The 20,508-nt window shown below is 39.4% G+C and carries 17 protein-coding genes, 1 other RNA gene and 1 pseudogene; 11 read left to right on the top strand and 8 right to left on the bottom strand.

The annotated features are described in order from the left end of the window. Positions 1–1,874: 1,874 nt before the first annotated feature. Positions 1,875–4,535 (top strand): type I restriction enzyme HsdR N-terminal domain-containing protein, encoded by a 2,661-nt coding sequence (locus OA79_RS03105; RefSeq protein WP_063331744.1) that lies wholly within the window; start codon positions 1,875–1,877, stop codon positions 4,533–4,535. Between the two features lie 1,050 nt (positions 4,536–5,585). Here OA79_RS03105 and OA79_RS03095 read toward each other — a convergent pair. Genes OA79_RS03095 through OA79_RS03080 form a run of 4 tightly spaced genes read right to left on the bottom strand, consistent with a single transcriptional unit; the run spans position 5,586 to position 8,296 of the window. Beyond that, the gene (locus OA79_RS03095; RefSeq protein ID WP_063331742.1) at positions 5,586–6,380 is read right to left on the bottom strand and encodes a DUF2971 domain-containing protein; all 795 of its coding nucleotides are present in this window, start codon (positions 6,378–6,380) and stop codon (positions 5,586–5,588) included. 9 nt (positions 6,381–6,389) lie between these two features. Next, the gene (locus tag OA79_RS03090; protein ID WP_063331741.1) at positions 6,390–7,394 is read right to left on the bottom strand and encodes a phage integrase; all 1,005 of its coding nucleotides are present in this window, start codon (positions 7,392–7,394) and stop codon (positions 6,390–6,392) included. A 1-nt stretch (position 7,395) separates the two neighbouring features. After that, positions 7,396–7,986 carry a hypothetical protein gene (locus OA79_RS03085; RefSeq protein ID WP_063331740.1) on the bottom strand — a complete coding sequence of 197 codons (591 nt, stop codon included), beginning with the start codon at positions 7,984–7,986 and terminating at the stop codon, positions 7,396–7,398. A gap of 10 nt (positions 7,987–7,996) precedes the next feature. Further along, entirely contained in the window at positions 7,997–8,296 is a 300-nt protein-coding gene (locus tag OA79_RS03080) for a S24 family peptidase (protein WP_269447812.1), read from the bottom strand. 348 nt (positions 8,297–8,644) lie between these two features. On the opposite strand from OA79_RS03080, the gene OA79_RS03075 reads away from it, so the two are divergent. The 6 genes and pseudogenes from OA79_RS03075 to OA79_RS18585 form a co-directional block, all read left to right on the top strand. Then, positions 8,645–9,931, top strand: coding sequence for a tyrosine-type recombinase/integrase (locus OA79_RS03075; protein ID WP_063331738.1), 1,287 nt, complete (start codon positions 8,645–8,647; stop codon positions 9,929–9,931). Between the two features lie 322 nt (positions 9,932–10,253). Then, entirely contained in the window at positions 10,254–10,577 is a 324-nt protein-coding gene (locus OA79_RS03070; RefSeq protein WP_063331737.1) for a superinfection immunity protein, read from the top strand. Between the two features lie 260 nt (positions 10,578–10,837). Further along, positions 10,838–11,911 (top strand): hypothetical protein, encoded by a 1,074-nt coding sequence (locus OA79_RS03065; protein ID WP_063331736.1) that lies wholly within the window; start codon positions 10,838–10,840, stop codon positions 11,909–11,911. A gap of 180 nt (positions 11,912–12,091) precedes the next feature. Continuing rightward, positions 12,092–12,655 (top strand): recombinase family protein, encoded by a 564-nt coding sequence (locus tag OA79_RS03060; RefSeq protein ID WP_063331735.1) that lies wholly within the window; start codon positions 12,092–12,094, stop codon positions 12,653–12,655. Between the two features lie 165 nt (positions 12,656–12,820). Beyond that, a complete protein-coding gene (locus OA79_RS03055; RefSeq protein ID WP_063331734.1) occupies positions 12,821–13,657 on the top strand; it encodes a ParB N-terminal domain-containing protein in 837 nt (278 codons plus the stop codon). A 183-nt stretch (positions 13,658–13,840) separates the two neighbouring features. Continuing rightward, positions 13,841–14,098 (top strand): annotated as a pseudogene (locus tag OA79_RS18585) (KilA-N domain-containing protein); the annotation flags it as partial. Between the two features lie 713 nt (positions 14,099–14,811). Here the strand turns inward: OA79_RS18585 and OA79_RS03050 are convergent. From OA79_RS03050 to smpB, 3 genes are all read right to left on the bottom strand, one after another. Next, entirely contained in the window at positions 14,812–16,362 is a 1,551-nt protein-coding gene (locus tag OA79_RS03050) for an LA2681 family HEPN domain-containing protein (RefSeq protein ID WP_063331733.1), read from the bottom strand. 170 nt (positions 16,363–16,532) lie between these two features. Beyond that, positions 16,533–16,895, bottom strand: a transfer-messenger RNA (tmRNA) gene (gene ssrA / locus OA79_RS03045). A gap of 64 nt (positions 16,896–16,959) precedes the next feature. Then, on the bottom strand, positions 16,960–17,439 hold the full coding sequence (gene smpB, locus OA79_RS03040) for an SsrA-binding protein SmpB (RefSeq protein WP_063331732.1): 480 nt from the start codon (positions 17,437–17,439) through the stop codon (positions 16,960–16,962). Positions 17,440–17,611: 172 nt separating this feature from the next. Here smpB and OA79_RS03035 point away from each other — a divergent pair, with 172 nt between their 5' ends. From OA79_RS03035 to OA79_RS03025, 3 genes are read left to right on the top strand one after another with little or no spacing between them, the layout of a single operon-like run. Then, the gene (locus OA79_RS03035) at positions 17,612–18,970 is read left to right on the top strand and encodes a sodium-dependent transporter (protein WP_063331731.1); all 1,359 of its coding nucleotides are present in this window, start codon (positions 17,612–17,614) and stop codon (positions 18,968–18,970) included. A gap of 1 nt (position 18,971) precedes the next feature. After that, entirely contained in the window at positions 18,972–19,403 is a 432-nt protein-coding gene (locus tag OA79_RS03030) for a type II toxin-antitoxin system RatA family toxin (protein ID WP_063331730.1), read from the top strand. A 1-nt stretch (position 19,404) separates the two neighbouring features. After that, positions 19,405–19,689, top strand: a complete 285-nt coding sequence (locus tag OA79_RS03025; protein ID WP_231908783.1) for an RnfH family protein — start codon at positions 19,405–19,407, stop codon at positions 19,687–19,689. On the opposite strand, the gene OA79_RS03020 is transcribed toward OA79_RS03025, so the two are convergent. Next, complete coding sequence (locus OA79_RS03020; RefSeq protein ID WP_063331728.1) at positions 19,686–20,003, bottom strand: outer membrane protein assembly factor BamE; 318 nt, start codon at positions 20,001–20,003, stop codon at positions 19,686–19,688. The two genes, OA79_RS03025 and OA79_RS03020, sit on opposite strands and share 4 nt — an antisense overlap. A 69-nt stretch (positions 20,004–20,072) precedes the next feature. On the opposite strand from OA79_RS03020, the gene fur reads away from it, so the two are divergent. Continuing rightward, positions 20,073–20,483, top strand: a complete 411-nt coding sequence (gene fur, locus OA79_RS03015) for a ferric iron uptake transcriptional regulator (RefSeq protein WP_063331727.1) — start codon at positions 20,073–20,075, stop codon at positions 20,481–20,483. Positions 20,484–20,508: the final 25 nt, after the last annotated feature.

Here is a 20,508-nt window from a genome sequence, read left to right as displayed (position 1 = left end):
GTCTGGGGTGTGTAATTTGTTTTTAGAGCGAAAGAAAGCGAGGCCTAGTCGGCCTCGCATGGTAAAGCAATCAAAGACGAGATATCCGGTATCTCGTAATACTGTTCCGCTTAAGTGAACAGCGTTAACCCGAAGGTGGCTTTTTTATTTGGTGTCTCATATGAGACACCGACTTCATTTTTAAAAGTGCAAACTCTTTTAAAATCAAGCGCTTGATTGGTGGAGATGGGGATGCTCCATCAAACTTTTTAAATTCAATAGCTTAACCGTTTTTTTGTGATTGTATTTAGGTAGCTTAGTACCATTTGTTAGTAAGCACTTTACCGGAATTATAAGAGCAAGAAAACTCAATAATATCCGCTGTTATTACTTTCGGTTCAATTCCCTATTGAGGAGCTGAACTAAGTTATTTGATTCGCTGTACCGAAGATTTAAGGCGGTTAATCGTTGAGTCTTGTTCTTCAGTTAAGCGGCATGTAGATAGTTCTTTGAGAGTATTAGATATACGATTTTTTTGACGCTTTTCTTGAGAGACCATGTCCGTATTTTTAGCGTCGAGCCATCTATCTATTTGATGTTGTAACTTGAGAATGACCTTTTGTACTTCGAGTAATTCTTTAGCTTGCGGTTGTTGATACCTCCATTCATCTAGTCGTCGGGTTGTATAAACGGTGGTCTATTTGGCAGTGTTTCAATATAGCCGCATTAAACACAGTCTTTATTAACTTGGTAGCAGCCTTTTTTTGGAGGTTCTTAAGAACCCTTCCCTCTAAGACCTTCCCTATAATCAGGTGGACATGGTCTCCACTACCATTACGTCCATATTGAGGTTGTTGATGTAATACTGCACGAATTACCTTTTTGAATGTTATAGTTTCACTGTGAGTGAGCTTTAGATGACGAACCAATTCTCTACAGCAGTCGTCTACAATCAAGCGCCAATCATTTACGGAGAGTCTAAACCCTCTTGGCAGAGTCAAACAAAACTCCATAGCATAGCTTGATAATGGACGTCCATGAGCTCTTAACATTAGTTGAGTTGTTTTAAATTGTTCTCCCCGAAGAGCAATGAGTTGTGAAGTCTGGGGACTACCAACGAGAGAAACAATCTGTTCGGTGTATTTGTTATTTTTGTGAGAAGTTGATAATAAATATAGCTCTCTAGTCATCAACCCCTTTGTCTCTTCTCTCACTGGTTCTGTAGTGACAGTCCAATTTTTAAGCATCTTTTGTTAAAGGTTACAAAAATACAGCTTAATCAAAAAATAAGTCTAGTTTTCTAGATAGGACAAATAGCTCCGCATTTGATCCTCTAGTGAGAGGGCCCCCCTTTCAACACCCAAAAGAAATTTTGTTCGTCTGGATAAAAATATATATTTATAGAAAAATATTATTGATAAAAATACAGCATTTGATAATGCTCTAATATCCAGTGTTGGATTTTCAAGCCATAAAAACATGAAAGCTAGAGTTAAAGATGGGGTTATAAATCGCTGCGTTGAAAGAGGATTATTATATGAAGAGAATCAGCTCAATAGATCGAAAAAATACCAGTAGGTATGTGAAGTTATCGACAATGATTTTTCAGCACTTTTCCTATTAAGAAAAGGAAATCCCACAGTAGATACTTAAGCCGACTTAAGAGATTTTTTTTGCGATATTGAAGATATGTGTGAAGCAATTATCGAAGATCTTGCTAAGAGAGTTATGGGTGAAAAAATCAGCTGTGTAGTCTGAGTGTTTATGGAGCATATTATAAAACTAGTTGGGCTCAACGATGGGAGTTAAACTTATAGAGAATGCCTAACACAAAGGCTTTACACGTGCATGACTTGTGCTATCTTTTGTGCAACCAATTGAATTAGAGAAGAAAAATGTGGCATAAGTCATCAGTTTATAATGAAAGCGATGTTGAGCAAAAAATAATCTACCCAATGTTAACGGAATTCTATCCTTCTGGGTTTGGAATTGACAAGTCCTTCATCAAAACTAAAGCAAACATCAAGAGGCTTCAAATAGGCAAGGGAGCCGAAAACAAAGTTTACTTTCCAGACTATGCAATAGTGGTCGACGGCTATCCTGTATGTATCATCGAGGCAAAAGCACCAAAAATTGATTTAGAAGAGGCATATCGAGAAGCTCGTTTGTACTCGAATGAAATTAATGCGAGCATTCAAAGTGGACTAAATACGTGTAAGTATATATTTGCGATTAATGATGAGTCTATATGGTTTGGATATTCAGACCAAGCAGAGCCGGAAATAAAAGTTAAAGTTTCCGATTGTGACTCCATGAGCCAATCTCTAGATTCTTTACAAAAAATATTTAACTTAGAAAAGATAAAAATAGAATTAAAAGGGTTAATATCCAAGTATGAAGACTTGATTACATCAAGACCAAAGAAATTGCTTGGAGGAAAAGGTGTTCAAGGAGAGGAGTTAGACCAAAATACATTTGGAGCAACTGTAACCTCTGCCATATCCAAAATATTTAACCCAATATCTATACCTGATAGAAAATATATTGCAAAAGAAGCATATGTTAACTCTAGAAGAAAGCAAAGATATGTTGAACCTATTGATAAGTTAATTCGAGCTGCAAATAGTTTCTCGATTTCAGATGCAAATCAAATTGAAGATACAAATAATCCGAGAGAAATATTAGATAAATTAAAGGATAACTCTTCAATTGATAGACAAGTAATGCTTCTTATTGGAAGTGTAGGTTCTGGGAAATCGACGTTTATTGACCATCTCTTTTATAAAGCCTTAGATGATGAATTAGTACAAAAAATAACACCTGTTAGAGTTGATATGAATACTTCACCATTGAGTTCTAGCGAAATTTACTCTTGGTTGAGGCAGAGAATAATTGAAGGCTGTCAAAAGTCTTTGCCGGATATCGACTTTGAAACTAGAGAAAATCTAGAGAAGTTATATTCTTCAGAAATTAATAAAGTAAAAAAAGGAGAGCTATCATACTTTGAAGAAAACTCTCCTGAATGGAGAAGAGGGTTATTTGAGGAGACCAAAAAGTTAAAAAATGATGAAAATGTTACGACTCATGCATACATTCGATTTTGTTGTGCTGAGCGTGGTAAGACATTGGTGATTACACTAGATAATTGTGACAAAAAAGAGGTAGCGGATCAGCTACTTATGTTTCAGGTTGCTCAATGGCTTCAGGCTAATTTTAGGTGCTTAGTAATATTGCCATTGAGAGATGAAACATATGACAATTATCGAGATCAGCCTCCATTAGATACTGCTTTGAAAGACCTTGTTTTTAGAATTGAACCACCATTACTTCAGCAGGTGTTGGTTAACCGAGTAAAGTTATCCCTAAAAGAATTAAAAAGTGAGGGAAACGAAACTTTGAGTTATAGCCTTCCAAATGGCTATCGTGTTGAGTATCCTCAGTCAGAAAGAGCTTACTATCTTACGTCTATTTTAAGTTCAATTTTTGAATATAATAATTTTGTTAGAAATATAATTGTTGGTTTAAGCGGTAGAAATATAAGAAGAGCGCTGGAAATATTTATTGAGCTATGTAACAGCGCTCACTTAGATGAATCTGAAATTCTTAAAATCAGGCAAAGCCAAGGAAAGCACAAGATCGCATTCCATAAGATAGTGACAATACTTCTTAGATTAAATAAAAGGTATTATGATAGTGATAAAGCGTATATAAAAAATATTTTTGATAGGAAAGATGAAGACAGTCCGATAAACTCTTTCTCAAGATACTTAATATTGTCTTGGTTGAAGGAAAACCAAGGAAAGTCATTTGGCGCGGTAAAAGGTTATCATCCTATATCTCATTTGTGTGAATCCATCAATGAGTTAGGTATTAGTAAGGAAAATATTCTATCTGACATAACCTATTTGATTGAGGGGAATTGTATTGTTACAGAAGACTTTAAGAAAGAAAATGTAACATACTCAACGTTAGTGAAAATAACACCATCTGGAGATGTTCATCTCCAGTTATCTTCAAATATTACATATTTAGCAGCTATTGCTGAAGAATGTTGTTTTGAGGAAGAAGCCGCTGAAAAGATTAGTAAAAGGATTACTCATTTAGAATCACAAATGAACTATCAAAATTGCTTGAGAACCGCAATTGATACTTATAAGTCACTAGAGTTTATAAAAGAAAACTATTGCCCACCCTATGAAAAGCAAATGATTCGATCTAATCATATTGGTATAAATATAGAAAATATTTGGCAAAGATTAGAATCAGCAAAAAATAAAGCATCAGAAGACCCTTGGTTTGAAGCAGAGAAGAGATACTCAAGAGGTTCTATCCATGAAGCTGTTGTACAGAATAAACTAGAATATGGGTGTTTCGTTACATTCAATGATAATGTAAGTAGCCGAATTAAGAATATAAATATTGATATAGCTGATTATGATGTCGGTGACAAAGTTGAAGTGGAAATTATTTGGGTGAATTCATCACAAAAGAAAATAGGGGCTAAGATTCTATCTTTGATAGAAGAAGAAACTGATGAATTTGCTAGTTTAGAATAATCACAGGAGTCTATCCGCTTCGCGGGAATCACTCTCCGAATTGAATTTTCAATTCAACGCGATGAGAACTTTTAATCTGTGTGACACGTGACAGACCTATAAGGTCTGTCACGTGTCACATTGAGAGCGGATAGTTAATCATCGAGTCGTATCTCGTCGCACTCCTAAGGTCTTGTTTCTAGTTTCGTTACCATGATTTTCTTGGTGTCTAGTAAGAGCTTCAAAGCTCGTTGCATCTGTTGTCTTTCTTTATCCTCGAGTCTCGCCTTATTTGGATAAAGAAACTCACGTAGCATTCTACATGTGGTTTTTTCTGAGGCTGCGCTTTAATATGTTCTAAGATCACGTTCGCTAGCTTACTACCAATGGTAGGACTCTGAGTCGAGTGATTGATCTTTACCAGTGTCTCTAGTTCGTTATGTTCCTAGTCAAAGATTCAATTCGCGTATTAATCTCGTTGGCAACTTGTCTTACTACACTTGAGGGTTTCCAGTGCTTTAGATCTTTCTCAGAGGTATATGGGTAATAAAGTTTGAATCGTTCATAGCAAATACCCTCTAAAGTAAGGCGCGTCTCTAGGGCTGCGTAAGTTAGGCTTTGAACGGTATTGTCAGCTACAAGTGAGCGTATGATCTCAATTCTTCTTGCTATGTTCAGCATAAAGTAAAACCTTCTAGTGAGAGTGATCGATGCAATATAATTTTGAGATCTGTATTTTTTATATCCAAAGATGAGCGGCAATGGCGTAATTGTCATGCTCAATATAAGCTTACACTAACTTTGATGAAAGCTTGCAAATAATAGAGGGGGAGTATCGTGGGGGTAAAGCGTGGGGGAAATAAAAAATCGCTCGTTCCGTAAGTTTTTGAAAAATAAGGGAATCTTACCGATCTTTGCATATGGTGGAGATGGGGAGAGTCGAACCCCATACATAATACCTTTGAAATCAGTAAGTTATTGATTTATAAAGATATATATACTGTTTATTTGTACAGTATTTCGGGGCGTTTTTAGTGGTTCGGTGTGTCGGATGTGTGTCATAAATGATCTTTATAAGTCTATTGTTTTCAGGTCGTAGCTACTCTCACATAATGTAAGCTGAGTAAGTTTTATATGATGAGCATTTTGTGTATTTATCCATTGTTTTACAAACTCAATGTTGTCTTTAGTGCATAAGGTTCCAAGTATTATCTGTCTTATTGATGACGCAGGGAATAGCAGAGTGTGTATTGGTATTTGGTTAGCATCCTTAATCATTGATTTTTTATTGCCTATTGTGCCAATTATTCTATATTCATCTTCGTATTCCCAAATATCTTCTTTTGTGCTCATTATTTTATGAAAATAAATATTTTCTTCTCTTTCAATTCTTCTTTCAAGTAAGCCTTGGTCAAAATCAACTCTGTTTTTTTTGTAATCAACTTTTATAAGAACATTGTTGTGATGTGATCTTAAGGAGTTTGTATCTTCGATTTTAAAAATGTCAGGATGTGAATCTAAGTCTAATTCTATGCAAAATCCTTTGTATGAATTGGCATAGTGAGACCACATTAATTTATTTTTCGGTTTTGTTGTTAGTGAGATTATTCCAAATTTTTCATTAAGATAGTTGAGGAATTCTTCTTCTGTTTTTTTAAAGTGTAAATAATATTTTTTTTCCTCTTCGAGTGATATTTTTTTTGAATGCACTGCTAAGTTAAGTGTTTTTTGTAAAACTCCTAATAGGTTTATTCTTGATTCAAAAGGGTCGTTTAGTGAATATATTTGAGATATACGCATGTTCACACCCTTGTCTCTTAGTATTAACTTGAATTTCTCATCATCGTAATATTTAAATAAATTCATTTATAACCCTTAGATATTTGATAGTGGATTAAGTCGCGTTGCTTCTTCCAGATAATCCGGCGCTAGGTGTGCGTAGCGCATGGTCATTTTTATATCAGTGTGGCCTAGTATCTTTTGCAGGGTCAAGATATTGCCGCCGTTCATGATGAAGTGGCTGGCGAAGGTGTGGCGTAGTACGTGGCTGGCTTGGCCTGCTGGCAGTTCTATGTTGGTTCGCTTTAGGGCGCGCCGAAAGGCGGATATTGAGAAGGTGAACAGGTTATTCCCTCGTGTTCGCTTGGCGTGTTCTTGTAGTTCTTCGAACAATTCAGGGGTTATAGGCACGCTTCTGTTTTTGTTGCCTTTGGTGTCTGTGTACAGCACTTTGTTGTTATGTACCCTTTGAATGATCAGGGCTTCGGCTTCTCCCCAACGTGCGCCCGTTGCCAGGCATACTTTACTGATTAGAGTAACGTGTGGATTGTCGCATTCGTCCGTGGCCGCCAGTAATTCATTGATTTGATCGTGGGTTAAAAAGGCCAGCTCATTGTCTGGTACACGCACGTTTTGCACTTCTTCCAAAGGGTTTGGGTAATAGATTTCCTTGGATTTGATTAAGGTGCTAAACATGGCGCTTAGATAGGTCAAATCATTATTAAGTGTCTTTGGTTTGCGCCCTTCTTTGGCTCTTTTGGCGCGCCAGCGAATGTATTGGGTGCTGCTTAAGCTCGACCCGACCGGATCGCCGAGTTGGTCCGCAATCATTAGCATTTTGGCTTTACGGCGTTTGCCGTCTTTCAAAAAGTGGCCGTGTATGTCGTCCCAAATATCAATAAGCTCGGATAGCTTACGGTTGTCCTTGGGTTTCTCTAACCAAGGCTTTTCGTCGGATTGAGTCTCATGCTGGGCGATGGTGTAACGCATGAAGCGTTCACACTCGCCTTTCGTGAGAAAGGTGCGCTTGTACTCACGACTGCCACGGCCTGCAACACGAAAACGGACTTCGAAGCCTGTTGGAACTTTTTTTATAGCCATATCAAATATCATCTTCCTTGATTGAGTAATAATTTATTATTTTTGATGAGGTTATTTCCTGATCGATCATTTTGAGGTTTATCTTTGATGTTTTTCGATACTTCCTGTTGTTCAAATCTTCGTACGATATTTCTATATATCTAGGTTTTGGATCATATTTATCATTAATTATTTCGATATAGACAGAATCATTTTGTTTTAGGTATTTTCTTGATACTCCACAGATTATTTTTTCATTATCATCTAGAGAGTTAATAGATATTTTTTTAGCGTGATATCCTAAGTTAAAAATGTTAGCTTCAATTTTTGAATTAACAACCTCATAAGGTTTACCATTATTGTTTGTAAAATAAATTTCGCTTTCCACATATCTACGAAAATCAATATCTACAATTGCTTTATATTTTTCTTCTTTTCCTATAGTTTCTCTTTGAAAGCCGAGTAAAATAGAGAACAAAGAACCCATAAAAGCTAATATGGAAACTAGAGATGTTAAAATTAATTTTTCACCACTTTGAAAGAAAAAATAAATGATTAGAATTAGTGCTGCTATTGGTAAGAGCCATAAAAAAAATGATATTACAGTCCTCATAATGCTCCCTTCAAATCATCGGATGACCTGACCACACGACACGGCCAATTATTTTAAGCTTGCTTAGACCTTCTAACGGTATGGTCATTGGTTGGTAATTCTTGTTGTCTGAGGTGATCGCCACCAATCCATCAAGCTGTTTTTGCACCCGTTTAACGAACAGTTCCCCGTCATAGTTGATCACATAAATGCCGCCGTCACTGGTGACTGTGTTTTTCGTTTTGTCGATCACCAAGGAGTCACCAGAATAGATAGTGGGTTCCATGGAATCCCCACGGGCATAAATGGCGATTAGGTTCGCTGGGTTGATGCCTGATTTTCTTAGACAAGCTTATTAAAATACTTAAAGTTCTGCGTTTTGCAATGGAATAAGGAAGGCAAGTGACCATTCAATGGCGAAATAGGCTGTTGTTGAATTGAAATAAAAAAGGAAGCCATTGGGCTTCCTTTTTTGTTCGACTGACACACGGTGTGTCTTATGTGTGTCATATTAATCTCGAAGGTCTAACCTTTCAAAATCAAGCGCTTGATTGGTGGAGATGGGGGGAGTCGAATCTATACCGTTTTAACACTCTGAAAGTATTGATTTTTATGGCTTATCTCATGATAATGTGGGGGTAAAACGTGGGGGAAACCAGTTTATTTCAGGTATATCGAGATGAGCTATTTAGAGAAAAAACGAAACTTATACTATGCGGTTCTAAAGATTCCTAAAGAACTACACGAACACTTCGGGAAGACCAAATTTTCAAAGAGCACTGGCGAAGCAGATAAACGTAAAGCTTCGCATATAGCCATGGGATTTGTCTCAGAATGGAAAAGACAGATTGATATGGCAAGAAAGCGGGCGCTAGATTACGACACTCAGTTTGCTTTAAGTTTAAGAAAAGAGTTGGAGAATGCCTGCAAATATAATGATGATCCTTATGTTCTTCATGAAGTTGTAGGTGATTTGGTTGATACGCTAAGAATCCAAGGGGACTCAATTAAAGCGGAGAAGATTGCGAGTATTGCTTTTGGCAATGATGTGATACTTGGTGAGCATTACGATGCTTGGGTCGCGTCGATAAAAAGCCCGAATGTTAAAACCCGTAGTTCATATGCTAGTGTGGGTCGAGAAGTCATGAAGTATTTTCCAACCGTAAAATCCATAAATCCAAAGTCTGTAAGAGAATGGGCTCGGATGATGGTTGAAGGGAAAGGGATGTACTCTGAGGAGCTTTCTAAATCGAGTATCGAAAGACGCTTTCGTGTCGCGAGAAGCTTTTGGTTGCACCTTGAGTATAAAGACCTTGTTCCTCTCGATTCTTGTCCATTCAAGATCCCTCGCTTCGTATCGGAAGCAGATAAGAAGAAAAGAGCTTTGCTGCTTAAGACTAAAGGTAGAGCTGAGGAGCGTCAGCCGTTTGAGCCTGAAGAGCTTGTGAGTGTATGGAAGGAGGCATCTAAGAAAGATCAGCAGTTAGCAGATTTAATTTATTTAGGGATGTACACAGGCTGTCGAATAGAGGAATTATGCCAGCTCAGAGTAGAGTCATGTAGTGAATCCCTGATCAAAGTTACAAGTAGTAAGACCAAAGCAGGCTATCGAGATATACCTGTTCACCCTGAGCTGAAACCATTAGTTAAAAAACTATTTACTGAATCTAAAGATGGGTACTTACTATCAGGGCTCAAAGCACCTCCAAGTACAGGAGATAGATCTAGTGCCATAGGTAAACGTTTCGGGAGGCTCAAAAAGAGGATGGGGTTTGAGAGTGATAAAGTGTTTCACTCAATTCGTAAGACAGTAGCTACTTTGCTAGAGAATGCTAATGTGCCTGAGAACTTATCTGCTGAGATTATAGGGCATGACCATGACACGCTGACTTACGGTTTATATTCTGGTGGGTATAGCTATCAAGCAAAGTTAGATGCTATATCAAAAATAAGATACCCGCTTTAGTTTCATATCTACTTCAAGCCGTACTTCAGTACCACCCTTTGAAAACGCGCTTTGTACTGCTCCTGATTCTTCGGGGGCAGCCACTCATCTAGGCCTTTAGCCTATTATAATGACTCGGAGTTGATCTTGTAGCACTTCCAGATGATCAAGCAGAGAGGCGTTCTTGTAGCGAAGCGGTTTTTAACTATCAATGTGAAGTCGCATGCTAAGTCTAGAGAATCACATTTTGAGTAGCGTATATTGATAATATATTTTATGCTCCCTATGTTCATAAGTATATTTACTAAGTCACCAAAATTATTACTTTAATAAGGAATTTAATATGGAAGGTATTACTGTTTTTCAACTAGTTCTAATTTTGCTTTTTCTTGTTGTTGCTCTCCCATTATTATTTTTACCTACAATAATAGCTTCTAAAAGAAAACACCCTCACAAAGTAGCGATCATATTGATAAATTTTTTCGGTATCTGGCTTTGGGGTATAGGCTGGTTTGTTGCTTTAGTATGGTGTTTTGTTCAGCCATCAAAGATTCCCTCATCAATGAGTACAAATTCTGCTGATGAAATCAAAAAGCTATATGACCTGAAAGAGCAGGGTGTGATAACTGACCTAGAATTTGAGGAAAAAAAGAAAACGCTATTGTAGTTTTCAAGTCTTGCGTTCAAGTAGTTTATCTTTCAGCTTTATAATGTTTATCAATGAGCGTTTGAGTTAAATCTAAGTTTGAGATCATTTGATTGTCAGCGTTTAGTTCTAGACGATTTTTTGTGATAAATTTTTTAGGGCATATACATATAAGGTTGATTTTCTGCTCCCCCTTTACCCCTAGTAATAGAGATAGTTTTACAAGTTAGTGTTCAACGATAACTTAAGCACTTTAGGAATATTGAATAAAAGGGATAGTTATGGTTAAAGATCTATCAACTTCTTTGAAGGCTGCTTTATATGAAAGAGTTAATGCACCAGTAGTTGGAACGTATACGGTCACTTGGCTTTTCTATAACTGGAAAGGCGTAATCCCATTAATTTTTGGCGGAGGTCAAGGTGGTGAAAAGCTATCTGAACGCGTAGAGGCTTTTGATGCATATTTACACACTAGTACTTCTTGGGGTTGGCTTAACTGGCTGTCAGAGTTAATAGGCTTAAGGCTTGAGATTTTTCTATTTCCCGCACTTTTAACTCTAATAGCTATTTACATATTACCCATCATACAAGCACAAGTCTTTAAGCATAATGAAAAACTCAAAGCAAAGAGTTTAAAGTATAAGGAGCAAAATGACTCTGAATTACGTCTGACGCTAGAACAAAGTAAAGAAATGAGGAAAGAATTAGCCTCTTATCATGAGATTAATGAGCAGCAAAGAGAGCGTTTAAATGCGATTCATAAAAGGGATTATGACAACCTAAGGGATGAAAATGAAGCTTTAGTTTTACGAGAAAATCAAGAAGTAGAGAGGAGAGAAAAGGTTGAAAAAGATCTTGTAGATTCTCAAGAAGGATTCAACAGCTTATATGAAAACAATAAAGAATTGATGAAATCACAAACAGCTGCTTTAGAAGATGCCAGTATAGCAGCTATGGCCGCTGAAGAGTTCCGCCGCAAGCTAGAACGATATGAAAATGGGCAGGTCGTAAGCAAAAAAATCGAAAGCGTGCTGTTTAACATTATACACAAGCGTAATTTAAACGACCTTGATGAATTTTACAGTTTCCTTCGTTCAGTGAGTGATAATAAAGAATGGATATCATCTCTGAATAGCATCATTACTATGAAATATACCCAAGTAGCTACCTTCGATGAAGCTGATGGGTACTTTTTAAAATTAATTAAGCCTCGCATAACTACCTATTCAATAGACAACTTAAAGCTTCTGGATTCTGTATGGCAGAAAAATGATCAGATTTATGGCCGTAGAAGAAGTGATGATGACTTGAATATAGTACATAAAAGGCTTGAAGAGTTAGAAGCTGAGAAATGAAGATAATATTTTAAAAGTATGTATAAGCTTATATATTCTAAGGTTTTCTGTAGCTCAAAGGGTACACCTTCTGACCCATCCTAAAGTCCCTCCTAAAGATGTGGCTCAAAGCTGTTGACATATCACTGATCCATGTATTTATAATGAGCCATACCTTTTGATCTACTTATGGGAGGAACTATGGCTACAGTCGCATACGTCCGTGTCAGCTCTGATGGGCAGTCTACAGAGAGTCAGAAATTCAAGATCAGTGAACGCTACGCAGTTGAGAAATGGTTTGTTGATGAAGCTGTCTCAGGTGCTACTAAGTCAGCTCAGAGAGAAGGTATGAAGGCTCTCTTAGCGTACGTACGAGAAGACGATACGGTGGTCGTCAGTGCGATTGATCGCTTGGGGAGGGACACAATAGATGTTCTTGAGACTGTCTCTCTGATGCAATCTCAGGGCGTCTCAGTGGTATCTCTAAGAGAGGGCTTTGACCTTTCAACTCCTATTGGTAAGGCGATGCTTACGATGCTGTCAGCAGTTGCAGAGCTAGAAAGATCGAACATTAAGGCTAGGCAGATGGCTGGCATCGAAAGGGCTAGAGCTGAAGGGAGAAACTTAGGGAAAGAAAAAGTCATTGATGACAATGCCGTTGCGGAGTGGCGAGCGCTAAATGAGGCGTCTATCAAAGCTACTGCGGAGCGCTTTAATATCTCTACTGCTTCGGTTAAGAGGGCGTGTAGGAAGGTGTCTATTTAGTTTAGCTTTTTCTAATATTAAGGGTCAGTTCTGGGGGGAGGGATGAGCTTTCCCTTCTTCTTTATTGTTTATATCTAACACTCTGAAATCATTGAGATTTTCGATTTGGGGTCAGTTCTGGAGAAAAACTCCATTCACTAACCTTTATATATTCGGAGATTGAAAATGACTTATGAAAATGAATCCCCTTTTGAAGCCCTTACACGACTTGAGAATGACTTTAAGACAGGCTCGGAGGCTCCTCAGATCAACGGAGAGCTAGAGCTTAAACAAGTCCATGAGGCTCTCTCTCTGTTCCAGCCAAGGGATATGAACACTGAAGTCGCTTCCAAAGAACAGCACATTCAGAACCTCCTTGCTTCTATTCGCAATGAACCTACCAATAGACTTGATCCAATCGTTGTCTGGTGGTCTGGCTCAGTGTGGTACGTATTAGATGGTCATCATCGTTTAGCTGCATACAGAGCGTTTGCTAGGGAAGGTGGGCTGATGAAGATGATGATCCCTGTGAAGGTCTTTAGTGGAACTGTGGTGCAAGCTATGGGTGAAGCTACAAGGCTGAATTCAAAAGACAAGCTGGCGATGACAAAAGATGACAAGAGCAATATGGCTTGGAGGTTCGTTGCTTTGGGAGCAGAGGGGCTAACTAAAGGGGCTATTTCGAAGGTCTGTAAGGTCAGCACTGCTACTGTTGGTCGTATGAGAAAGAAACTCAGGGAGATCCAAGAGTTCCATCCTGATGATTGGCATAAGGTTTCTCTTGAGATGACTTGGAATGAGGCAATCAACTTTCTTGAAAGGAAGAAGGCGTATGATGATGACTGGCAGAAAGCTCAAGCAAAAGAATGGGCTAAGAGGCTAAGTAGTGCTTTTGGTAAGAAGCTTGTAGCGCAGCCTGAAGTCTTCCTTGATGCACTAGAAATGTACTCTCCAAGGTTGCTTCAAGACCTGACTGAGTACCTTCAGGATAAGCATGATGAGGACGAGGAGTTAGACTTCTAGTTTGACTCAAGGTGTATCTTCCCTATGGGTGTATCATGATACAGGTACGCCCATTCATAGGGTTAGTTGGTTGAGTTCAAGTTAAAGGATACCTTAGTGTACCTAGAAATCCGTCAAGACTCAGAAGGCGGGTTACAACCTAGCTGATCTACACAAAGCGGCTGGGGGGGGGCGCATAAAGATCAACCTAACTATTGGTTAAGCAGTGAGAAAACAGAAGAATTAATTAAAAGTCTAATTCCCCAGAAACGAGGAATTAAACCTGTAGAAGCTAAGGCTGGTCGTTACGATGGCACTTACGTTTGCAAAGAGCTGATCTATGACTACGCTATGTGGATTAGTCCCGAGTTCAAGATCAAGGTTATCCGAGCGTTTAAGGTATACCTCCCCTATGCCTGTATCATGATACAACCTTATGGAGAAAAGTTTCCTTTCAAATAGTCCTACTCAAACATAAGCCGAAAGACAGCCAAACGCTTAAAATCTGCTAGCTAGAGATCTATGCACTTGTTCATTAACTGCGATAGTGGATGTAAGCAATTGTTTATTTGTTTTTCTTTATTTTTTCATTCATGTAATCACTTTTAGTTTCTCCTAAAGATTAACGAGGTGCTCATCATGAAGTTTACTATCAATAGGTGAGGTGTCAGCCTTGAGATTGGCGTACTGATTATCAACTTGTTTTTAGGCGATCTGAACATAAAGATCTCAAAAATCGGTGATTTTGCTTGCAACTCTGCTGGTTTTTATTTAGACCCTTGGAAAGCTTCTAAGAAAGGTGTTAAGGGGGCTAAGTGATGGAATCAATGTTATTCGATAAGTCTGGCTTAAGGCGCTTGTATTAGAGCCTGAGAGTTGTACGAGTGATGTACCCTGAGATGACTAATGCATTTCATGCCTTCCTGAGCTCTGCTTCAGAAGAGGGAACGACAATGGCAAATATGGCTAGAAGAGCAAACTTCTCGCAGTCTTAAAGTTCAAGGAATACATCGTTGCTATCTGCTCATCATCTATGTGGCAAAGAGGGTTTAAATCTAATTAAGGCAATGGAAGACCCTGAGGTGAGGCGTAGAAAGATTGTCCATTTGACAAATGATGGAAGGCGCTTGGCAAGCTTACTGGCTGATATCAATAAAGCTGTCCCTTAATAATCATCATTTGAGATACGGCGGTTGTGAGTCTATATGGGTCATTACTACAATATCGCCCGATTCGAGATCAACTGCCTTGCGTGTTTCATTAAAGTTTATCATCTCAACAAAGTAGTAAAGTGCACTTCTTGCTAGTTTAATGGATACAAGTGCTCCATCTTGGAAGGCCGCTAAAGGCGAGTACGCTACACAATCTGATGTACTTGAGTTTGTATGAATTGTGTCTTGTAGAACTAAAAAGCGATGAGTAATTGCATTACGGTTATCAGAGTGGCTCCTTAGATAGCCTTCCGGAGCGGCTAAATCTCTAGCCATTTCAACAAGGGCTAAAAGATATGGGTTGCCTTGTTCTATTTGACTTTGAACCTTGGGTTTAACTTTTAAGCTGAAATAAGGTGTTGTTCTCTCATCATTAGGACTGTCTTTGAACCAAGCCTTCTTGAAATAAGCCTTCCTTGCTCCACCGATTTTGAAATATGAAAAAGTCGCAACAGCAATCTTATCGAGAATATCAAGTGCAATTTTTTGAGCTGTTTGAAGGGCTGATATGTTAGTGCCAAATTCACCGTAGGGCACACTTTCATTGTACAAAGAGCTATCTTCTATATTTGTTTGGGATGCGTTCCAAAATAAGTGTCTTGCCAGTAAGTAGTCGCCCTTCATTACGTTAAACATAGTAAAGGTTTCTGGTACATCGTAGTCAGAAGATGAGTAAATGCTATCTATAGAAAGATCATCATCTTCAGAACTGTCTGGTACTAGAGAGCAGCTTAATCTTAAATTATTGAGGGTGATAAAGTCACTGTAGGGAGTAGCTGTGATTTCACTACGTATCTTTAGAGAGGGCTCTATATTGTTTGCTTCAATGTAGCTTTTCATATTCTCAAAAGCAGCTTTACCCGCAATAGCAATGGTAGATTCTCTATTATTTAGGGTTGTTTGTGCGTACTCACCGATCTGGGCAGTTAGCTCCTCAGGAACAGTTTCATAAAACTTACTTTCATCTACAGCGATTCGTAAAGCCTCAAAGCTAGCTAGACCATTTTTAGGGTTGAGCGCCAATGCGTTTCGAAAATATTCGTATGCCTCAAACGTTCGATAACTATCTGAGTGTAGGTTAGCGATATTGCTGAATGCCAATGATCGAGTGTGGTCATCTACGCCCTTATCAAAGGCTACCCTATAATGATGTGCACGAGCTTCCATTCTTAGATGATGAGTATCCTGCAACCAATTGAAATAATTATCGTTTTCTGAAGTTAGTTTCGCTTTGCACTGTAAGCCTGTAGCTAGATCGTAAAGTAGGCTTATTTCTTTAGGTACAAGAGATACTAAGTGACGTAGAATTCCTATTCCGCAGTCGATGCTTTTAATATCCTTTTGAACTTCACCTGCATCGATTAAAACCTTGCTTAGTTTGTGAGCTTGAAGAAATGATAAGCTTTTTTCTTCGGAGAGCGCTTTCTTCGCAAACTTGCGAGCGTAAGCTAAGGCATCTTTAGGGTTATCATCGATAAATTGATGTAGGTCTTCAATGTTAGTGATGTCTTCCATAACCTTAGCCTTTAACCTGATGAGTTCGCCAAAACTATAAAGAAACTTTTCTTGCAAAGATACTACTAAGCAAGAAGGGGAAAAATGTGGGGGAAAAGCGTGGGGGAAATAAAAAAGCGGGAAGTTCATAAGTCTTTGAAAACTATAGGAATCTTCCCGCTCTTAGCATTTGGTGGAGATGGGGGGAGTCGAACCCCCGTCCGTCAGTCCTCTGCCATTGGCTCTACATGCTTAGTCACTTCTATTTTTTGACCAACTACCGCCCGAAGGACAGGGTATAGTCGGCGAGCCTGATTAGTCTTAGATCCTTATCCCCAGGCAGGGCATCGGATAGCATCTCGTAATTTATGATACTGCGGAATCCCGGGCTACAAGCAACCTGGGGGCAGCACACTAGCAGGTTATTAAGCTGCTAGAGCGTAGTTTTCGTCGTTTGCGACTATATAATTGATACATGTGGATTTACGAGATCACGTATCACTCTCGACATGCACCTCAGGTTTTGTAACCGGCGTCGAAACCATGTCATCCCCGAAGTTGCGGCCATTCTAACGAATCCTATGCGGTTACGCTAGTCAGACACAATGATTCCACACTTTATATTTTATGCTTCATCAATCTTTCTTTATCACGAGACCAGTCGCGATTACGTTCTGTGTCTCGTTTGTCATGGTCTTTTTTACCGGTTACTAAGGCCACTTCACATTTGATTTTGTTGCCTTTCCAGTAAAGTGCCATGGCAGCACACGTTTTACCTTTTTGCTCTGTCACTTGAATGATGCGATCAATTTCTTTGCGGTTCAGCAAGAGTTTGCGTTGGCGCAACGGTTCGCATACGACGTGAGTAGAAGCACTCAATAATGGGGTAATGCGTGCGCCGACTAACCAAGCTTCATTCTGGTGAATGATGACGAAGGAATCGACAAGTTGCGCTTTGCCTTCGCGTAAACTTTTGACTTCCCAGCCAGACAAGGCCAGGCCAGCTTCAAATTTTTGATCTACGAAGTAGTCGAACTTGGCGCGTTTATTAAGGGCAATGGTGCCAGTACTGTTGGATTTTTTCTTTACTTTGCTCATAGGGAAAAATTATACGGTCGATAGAGGCAAAAACCTATGCTTTTCTTGAGGTATGCGCCTGAATGATGGAAAATTCACATCTGTTTACTAAATTTATTTGAGTAGAGTCATTATTCCTTCTAAGGTGGTCTCTTCTCATTCTCACTTTGTTGTTTTCTTAGAGCCTAAATTTATGCCTGAAAGTCGATGTTTACAAGGTATTTGGTCAAGTCCGTGGATATTTATTTTTGCGGCCAGTGGGTCGGCGGTTGGCTTAGGGAACATATGGAAATTCCCTTATGTGCTCGGACAAAACGGCGGTGGTGCCTTCTTATTAGTCTATTGCTTATGCTTGTTGCTGGTGGGGTTGCCTGTGCTGGTGGCGGAAGTGGCACTTGGTCGTACGGTTCGTTCTAACCCAGTAGACACAGTAAACGATTTGAGTGAGCGTCGTATTGTCCATAAGGCTTGGGTGATTGTGCCTTGGTTAGCTGGCATTACTGGCTTTCTGATATTGACCTTTTATAGTGTGATTGCTGGCTGGTCAATTGGCTACCTAGAACGAGCGGTCTCGGGGGATTTTCAGCAGATTACTCAAGCTGGCGCGGTCGCTATGTTTAGAGGTTTGTTAGCGAATCCAAGTGAAATGCTGCTTTGGCATTCTGTCTTTATGGCGCTGGTGGTGTTGACGGTTGGGCAATCCGTGACGCGAGGGTTGTCGGCCTTAGTGCGAATTTTATTGCCCGCGTTGGTGATCAGTTTGTTAGGGTTGTCGGCTTACTCGATGACAGTCGGGGACATGTCTAAAACCTTAGAGTTTATGTTTGGTTGGTCATGGCAAGACATTACCTTTGACGTGGTGTTGGCGGCCGTGGGTATGGCCTTGTTTAGTTTGAGTGTGGGCATGGGGGCGATGTTTGCCTACGGTGCTTACATGAGCAAGCGTATGTCGATTACTCGTGCCTGTAGCATTGTGGTTGGGGTTGACCTATTAGTGGCGCTCCTTGCTGGCTTGTTGATCTTTCCTTTGGTCTTTTCTTTCCAAATTGATGTGGAAGCCGGACCCAGTCTGACCTTTGTCTCTTTACCGATTATTTTTGGCGGCTTGCCTGGTGGTCAGTTTTTTGCCGGTGTGTTCTTTGCTCTGCTGGTAATTGCGGCATTAACGTCGGCCATCTCCATGTTGGAGCTGTTTGTCGCTTGGTTGCATGAGAAATTTTACATTGCTCGTTTAAAAGCCGCATTGCTGATGGGGATTGCGGTATGGTTTATTGGCATTGCGGTGTTGCTGTCATTTAATCATTGGGACAGTAAGGTCTTGTTTAATCTGAATTTCTTTGAATTGTTAGATGAGCTAACGTCCTTGATTTTGTTGCCAATCGTCGCCATTCTGCTGTCTATTCTGGTGGCTTGGTTTATTCCGCGTACTATGTTGCAGAATGAGATGATCACCAAGCAGATTAGCCATTTTGAATGGTGGTACGGTACGTTAAAATACATCAGTATTCCTGCCATGATGGTCATAACTGTGGCGGGTTGGATAGGAGTTTAGTTTGAGTCGTATAGAACGTTTTGCTCATGTTAATTTTAGTTGTGAGCAAATGTATGATTTGGTGAATGACATTAATGCTTATCCTGAGTTTTTACCTGGTTGCTTAGGGGCTAAATTGATTTCACAAACCCCAACGGAAATAGTGGCTTCCTTGGAAGTGGGTAAAGGCCCAGTAAAACAGACGTTTACGACGAAGAATTTTTTAGCGTTGAATCAGCGTATTGAGATGACCTTAGTAGAAGGCCCTTTTAAACGTCTTCATGGTGTATGGACCTTTACTGAATTGTCGTCAACAAGTTGTAAAATCGCTTTGAGTATCGACTTCGAATTAAGTGGTATGCTGAAGTTTGCTTTTGGCGGTGTGTTTAGTCAGATCGCGAATACCATGGTAGATTCTTTCAGTAAGCGCGCAAAAGTCGTGTATGGTGAATAGTATGAGAGTGGAAGTGGCTTACGCTTTGCCTGAAAAGCAGAAAATTGTGTCATTGGAAGTGGAAGAAAGTTGTACTGTGCGTGACGCTGTACGTCGCTCCAACATTGATGTATTTTTTCCTGAGTTAGACGTGGAAAACGTGAAAGTCGGTATTTTTGGCAAAGCAGTACGCAATGCTGACCAACAAGTACTAAAAGAAGGTGAGCGAGTCGAGTTGTATCGTGAGCTGAAAGTTGACCCTAAACAAGCTAGGGCCAACCGAGCAGCAAAAAGCACAAAGTCTTAATGATTTTGAATGTTGGTTAGCGTGCCATTGTCGAAAGTAAGGACCAGATCGGTTACTTCGCTTTGTTTTGTCTCTGAAGTAGCATATTGAGAGGTGTATACATAGTGCCACTCGTCTGGTTTGAATGTATCTTGAATCATTGGCTTACCGAGAAGATAAGTAACTTGAGACTCGGACATACCAATTTTAAGCTGTGAAAGCTGATCCTGTGTTACAAGGTTTCCTTGCGTTACTGGAACCTTGTAAGGTGGTGGAAATAAACTGCATGCACCTAAAGAAAGTGCGGCACATAAAATTAAAACTGATTTTTTCATTTGTATTATCCTTACTTTGGTATGCTAATGATAAAGTAATTATCAATAAGATCGAATAGAGAATGACTCATGACTAGCGAAAATCAAGAGCTAAAGAAAGCGGGACTCAAGGTAACCTTGCCACGAGTGAAAATTTTACAAATTCTTGAGAAAGCAGGTGACCACCATCTAAGTGCAGATGATGTCTACCGTACCTTGCTTGATCAAGGCGAAGACGTTGGCTTGGCCACGGTATATCGCGTTCTGACTCAGTTTGAAACAGCTGGTTTGGTTCAGCGCCATCACTTTGAGGCTGGCACAGCGGTATTTGAGTTGGAAAAAGGCGATCACCATGATCATATGATCTGTTTAGAAACAGGTAAAGTGATTGAATTTGTTGACCCAGTGATTGAAAAACGTCAGCATGAAATCGCCGAAGAACACGGTTATGATATTGAAGACCACAGTTTGATTATGTACGTGCGTCCAAAGAAAAAATAACCACAGAGCAATAGCGAAGGGTGCC

This window comes from Marinomonas sp. TW1 (assembly GCF_001625355.1).
Classification (GTDB): Bacteria; Pseudomonadota; Gammaproteobacteria; order Pseudomonadales; family Marinomonadaceae; genus Marinomonas.
The sequence above is the reverse complement of the archived record's forward strand: the minus strand, read 5'-3'. Positions and strand labels throughout refer to the sequence as shown.

Bases quoted from the DNA above. Each gene is read 5' to 3' on its own strand.
- OA79_RS03105 (WP_063331744.1), top strand. From the start codon at position 1,875: ATGTGGCATAAGTCATCAGTTTATAATGAAAGCGATGTTGAGCAAAAA.
- OA79_RS03095 (WP_063331742.1), bottom strand. From the start codon at position 6,380: ATGAATTTATTTAAATATTACGATGATGAGAAATTCAAGTTAATACTA.
- OA79_RS03090 (WP_063331741.1), bottom strand. From the start codon at position 7,394: ATGGCTATAAAAAAAGTTCCAACAGGCTTCGAAGTCCGTTTTCGTGTT.
- OA79_RS03085 (WP_063331740.1), bottom strand. From the start codon at position 7,986: ATGAGGACTGTAATATCATTTTTTTTATGGCTCTTACCAATAGCAGCA.
- OA79_RS03075 (WP_063331738.1), top strand. From the start codon at position 8,645: ATGAGCTATTTAGAGAAAAAACGAAACTTATACTATGCGGTTCTAAAG.
- OA79_RS03070 (WP_063331737.1), top strand. From the start codon at position 10,254: ATGGAAGGTATTACTGTTTTTCAACTAGTTCTAATTTTGCTTTTTCTT.
- OA79_RS03065 (WP_063331736.1), top strand. From the start codon at position 10,838: ATGGTTAAAGATCTATCAACTTCTTTGAAGGCTGCTTTATATGAAAGA.
- OA79_RS03060 (WP_063331735.1), top strand. From the start codon at position 12,092: ATGGCTACAGTCGCATACGTCCGTGTCAGCTCTGATGGGCAGTCTACA.
- OA79_RS03055 (WP_063331734.1), top strand. From the start codon at position 12,821: ATGACTTATGAAAATGAATCCCCTTTTGAAGCCCTTACACGACTTGAG.
- OA79_RS03050 (WP_063331733.1), bottom strand. From the start codon at position 16,362: ATGGAAGACATCACTAACATTGAAGACCTACATCAATTTATCGATGAT.
- smpB (WP_063331732.1), bottom strand. From the start codon at position 17,439: ATGAGCAAAGTAAAGAAAAAATCCAACAGTACTGGCACCATTGCCCTT.
- OA79_RS03035 (WP_063331731.1), top strand. From the start codon at position 17,612: ATGCCTGAAAGTCGATGTTTACAAGGTATTTGGTCAAGTCCGTGGATA.
- OA79_RS03025 (WP_231908783.1), top strand. From the start codon at position 19,405: ATGAGAGTGGAAGTGGCTTACGCTTTGCCTGAAAAGCAGAAAATTGTG.
- OA79_RS03020 (WP_063331728.1), bottom strand. From the start codon at position 20,003: ATGAAAAAATCAGTTTTAATTTTATGTGCCGCACTTTCTTTAGGTGCA.
- fur (WP_063331727.1), top strand. From the start codon at position 20,073: ATGACTAGCGAAAATCAAGAGCTAAAGAAAGCGGGACTCAAGGTAACC.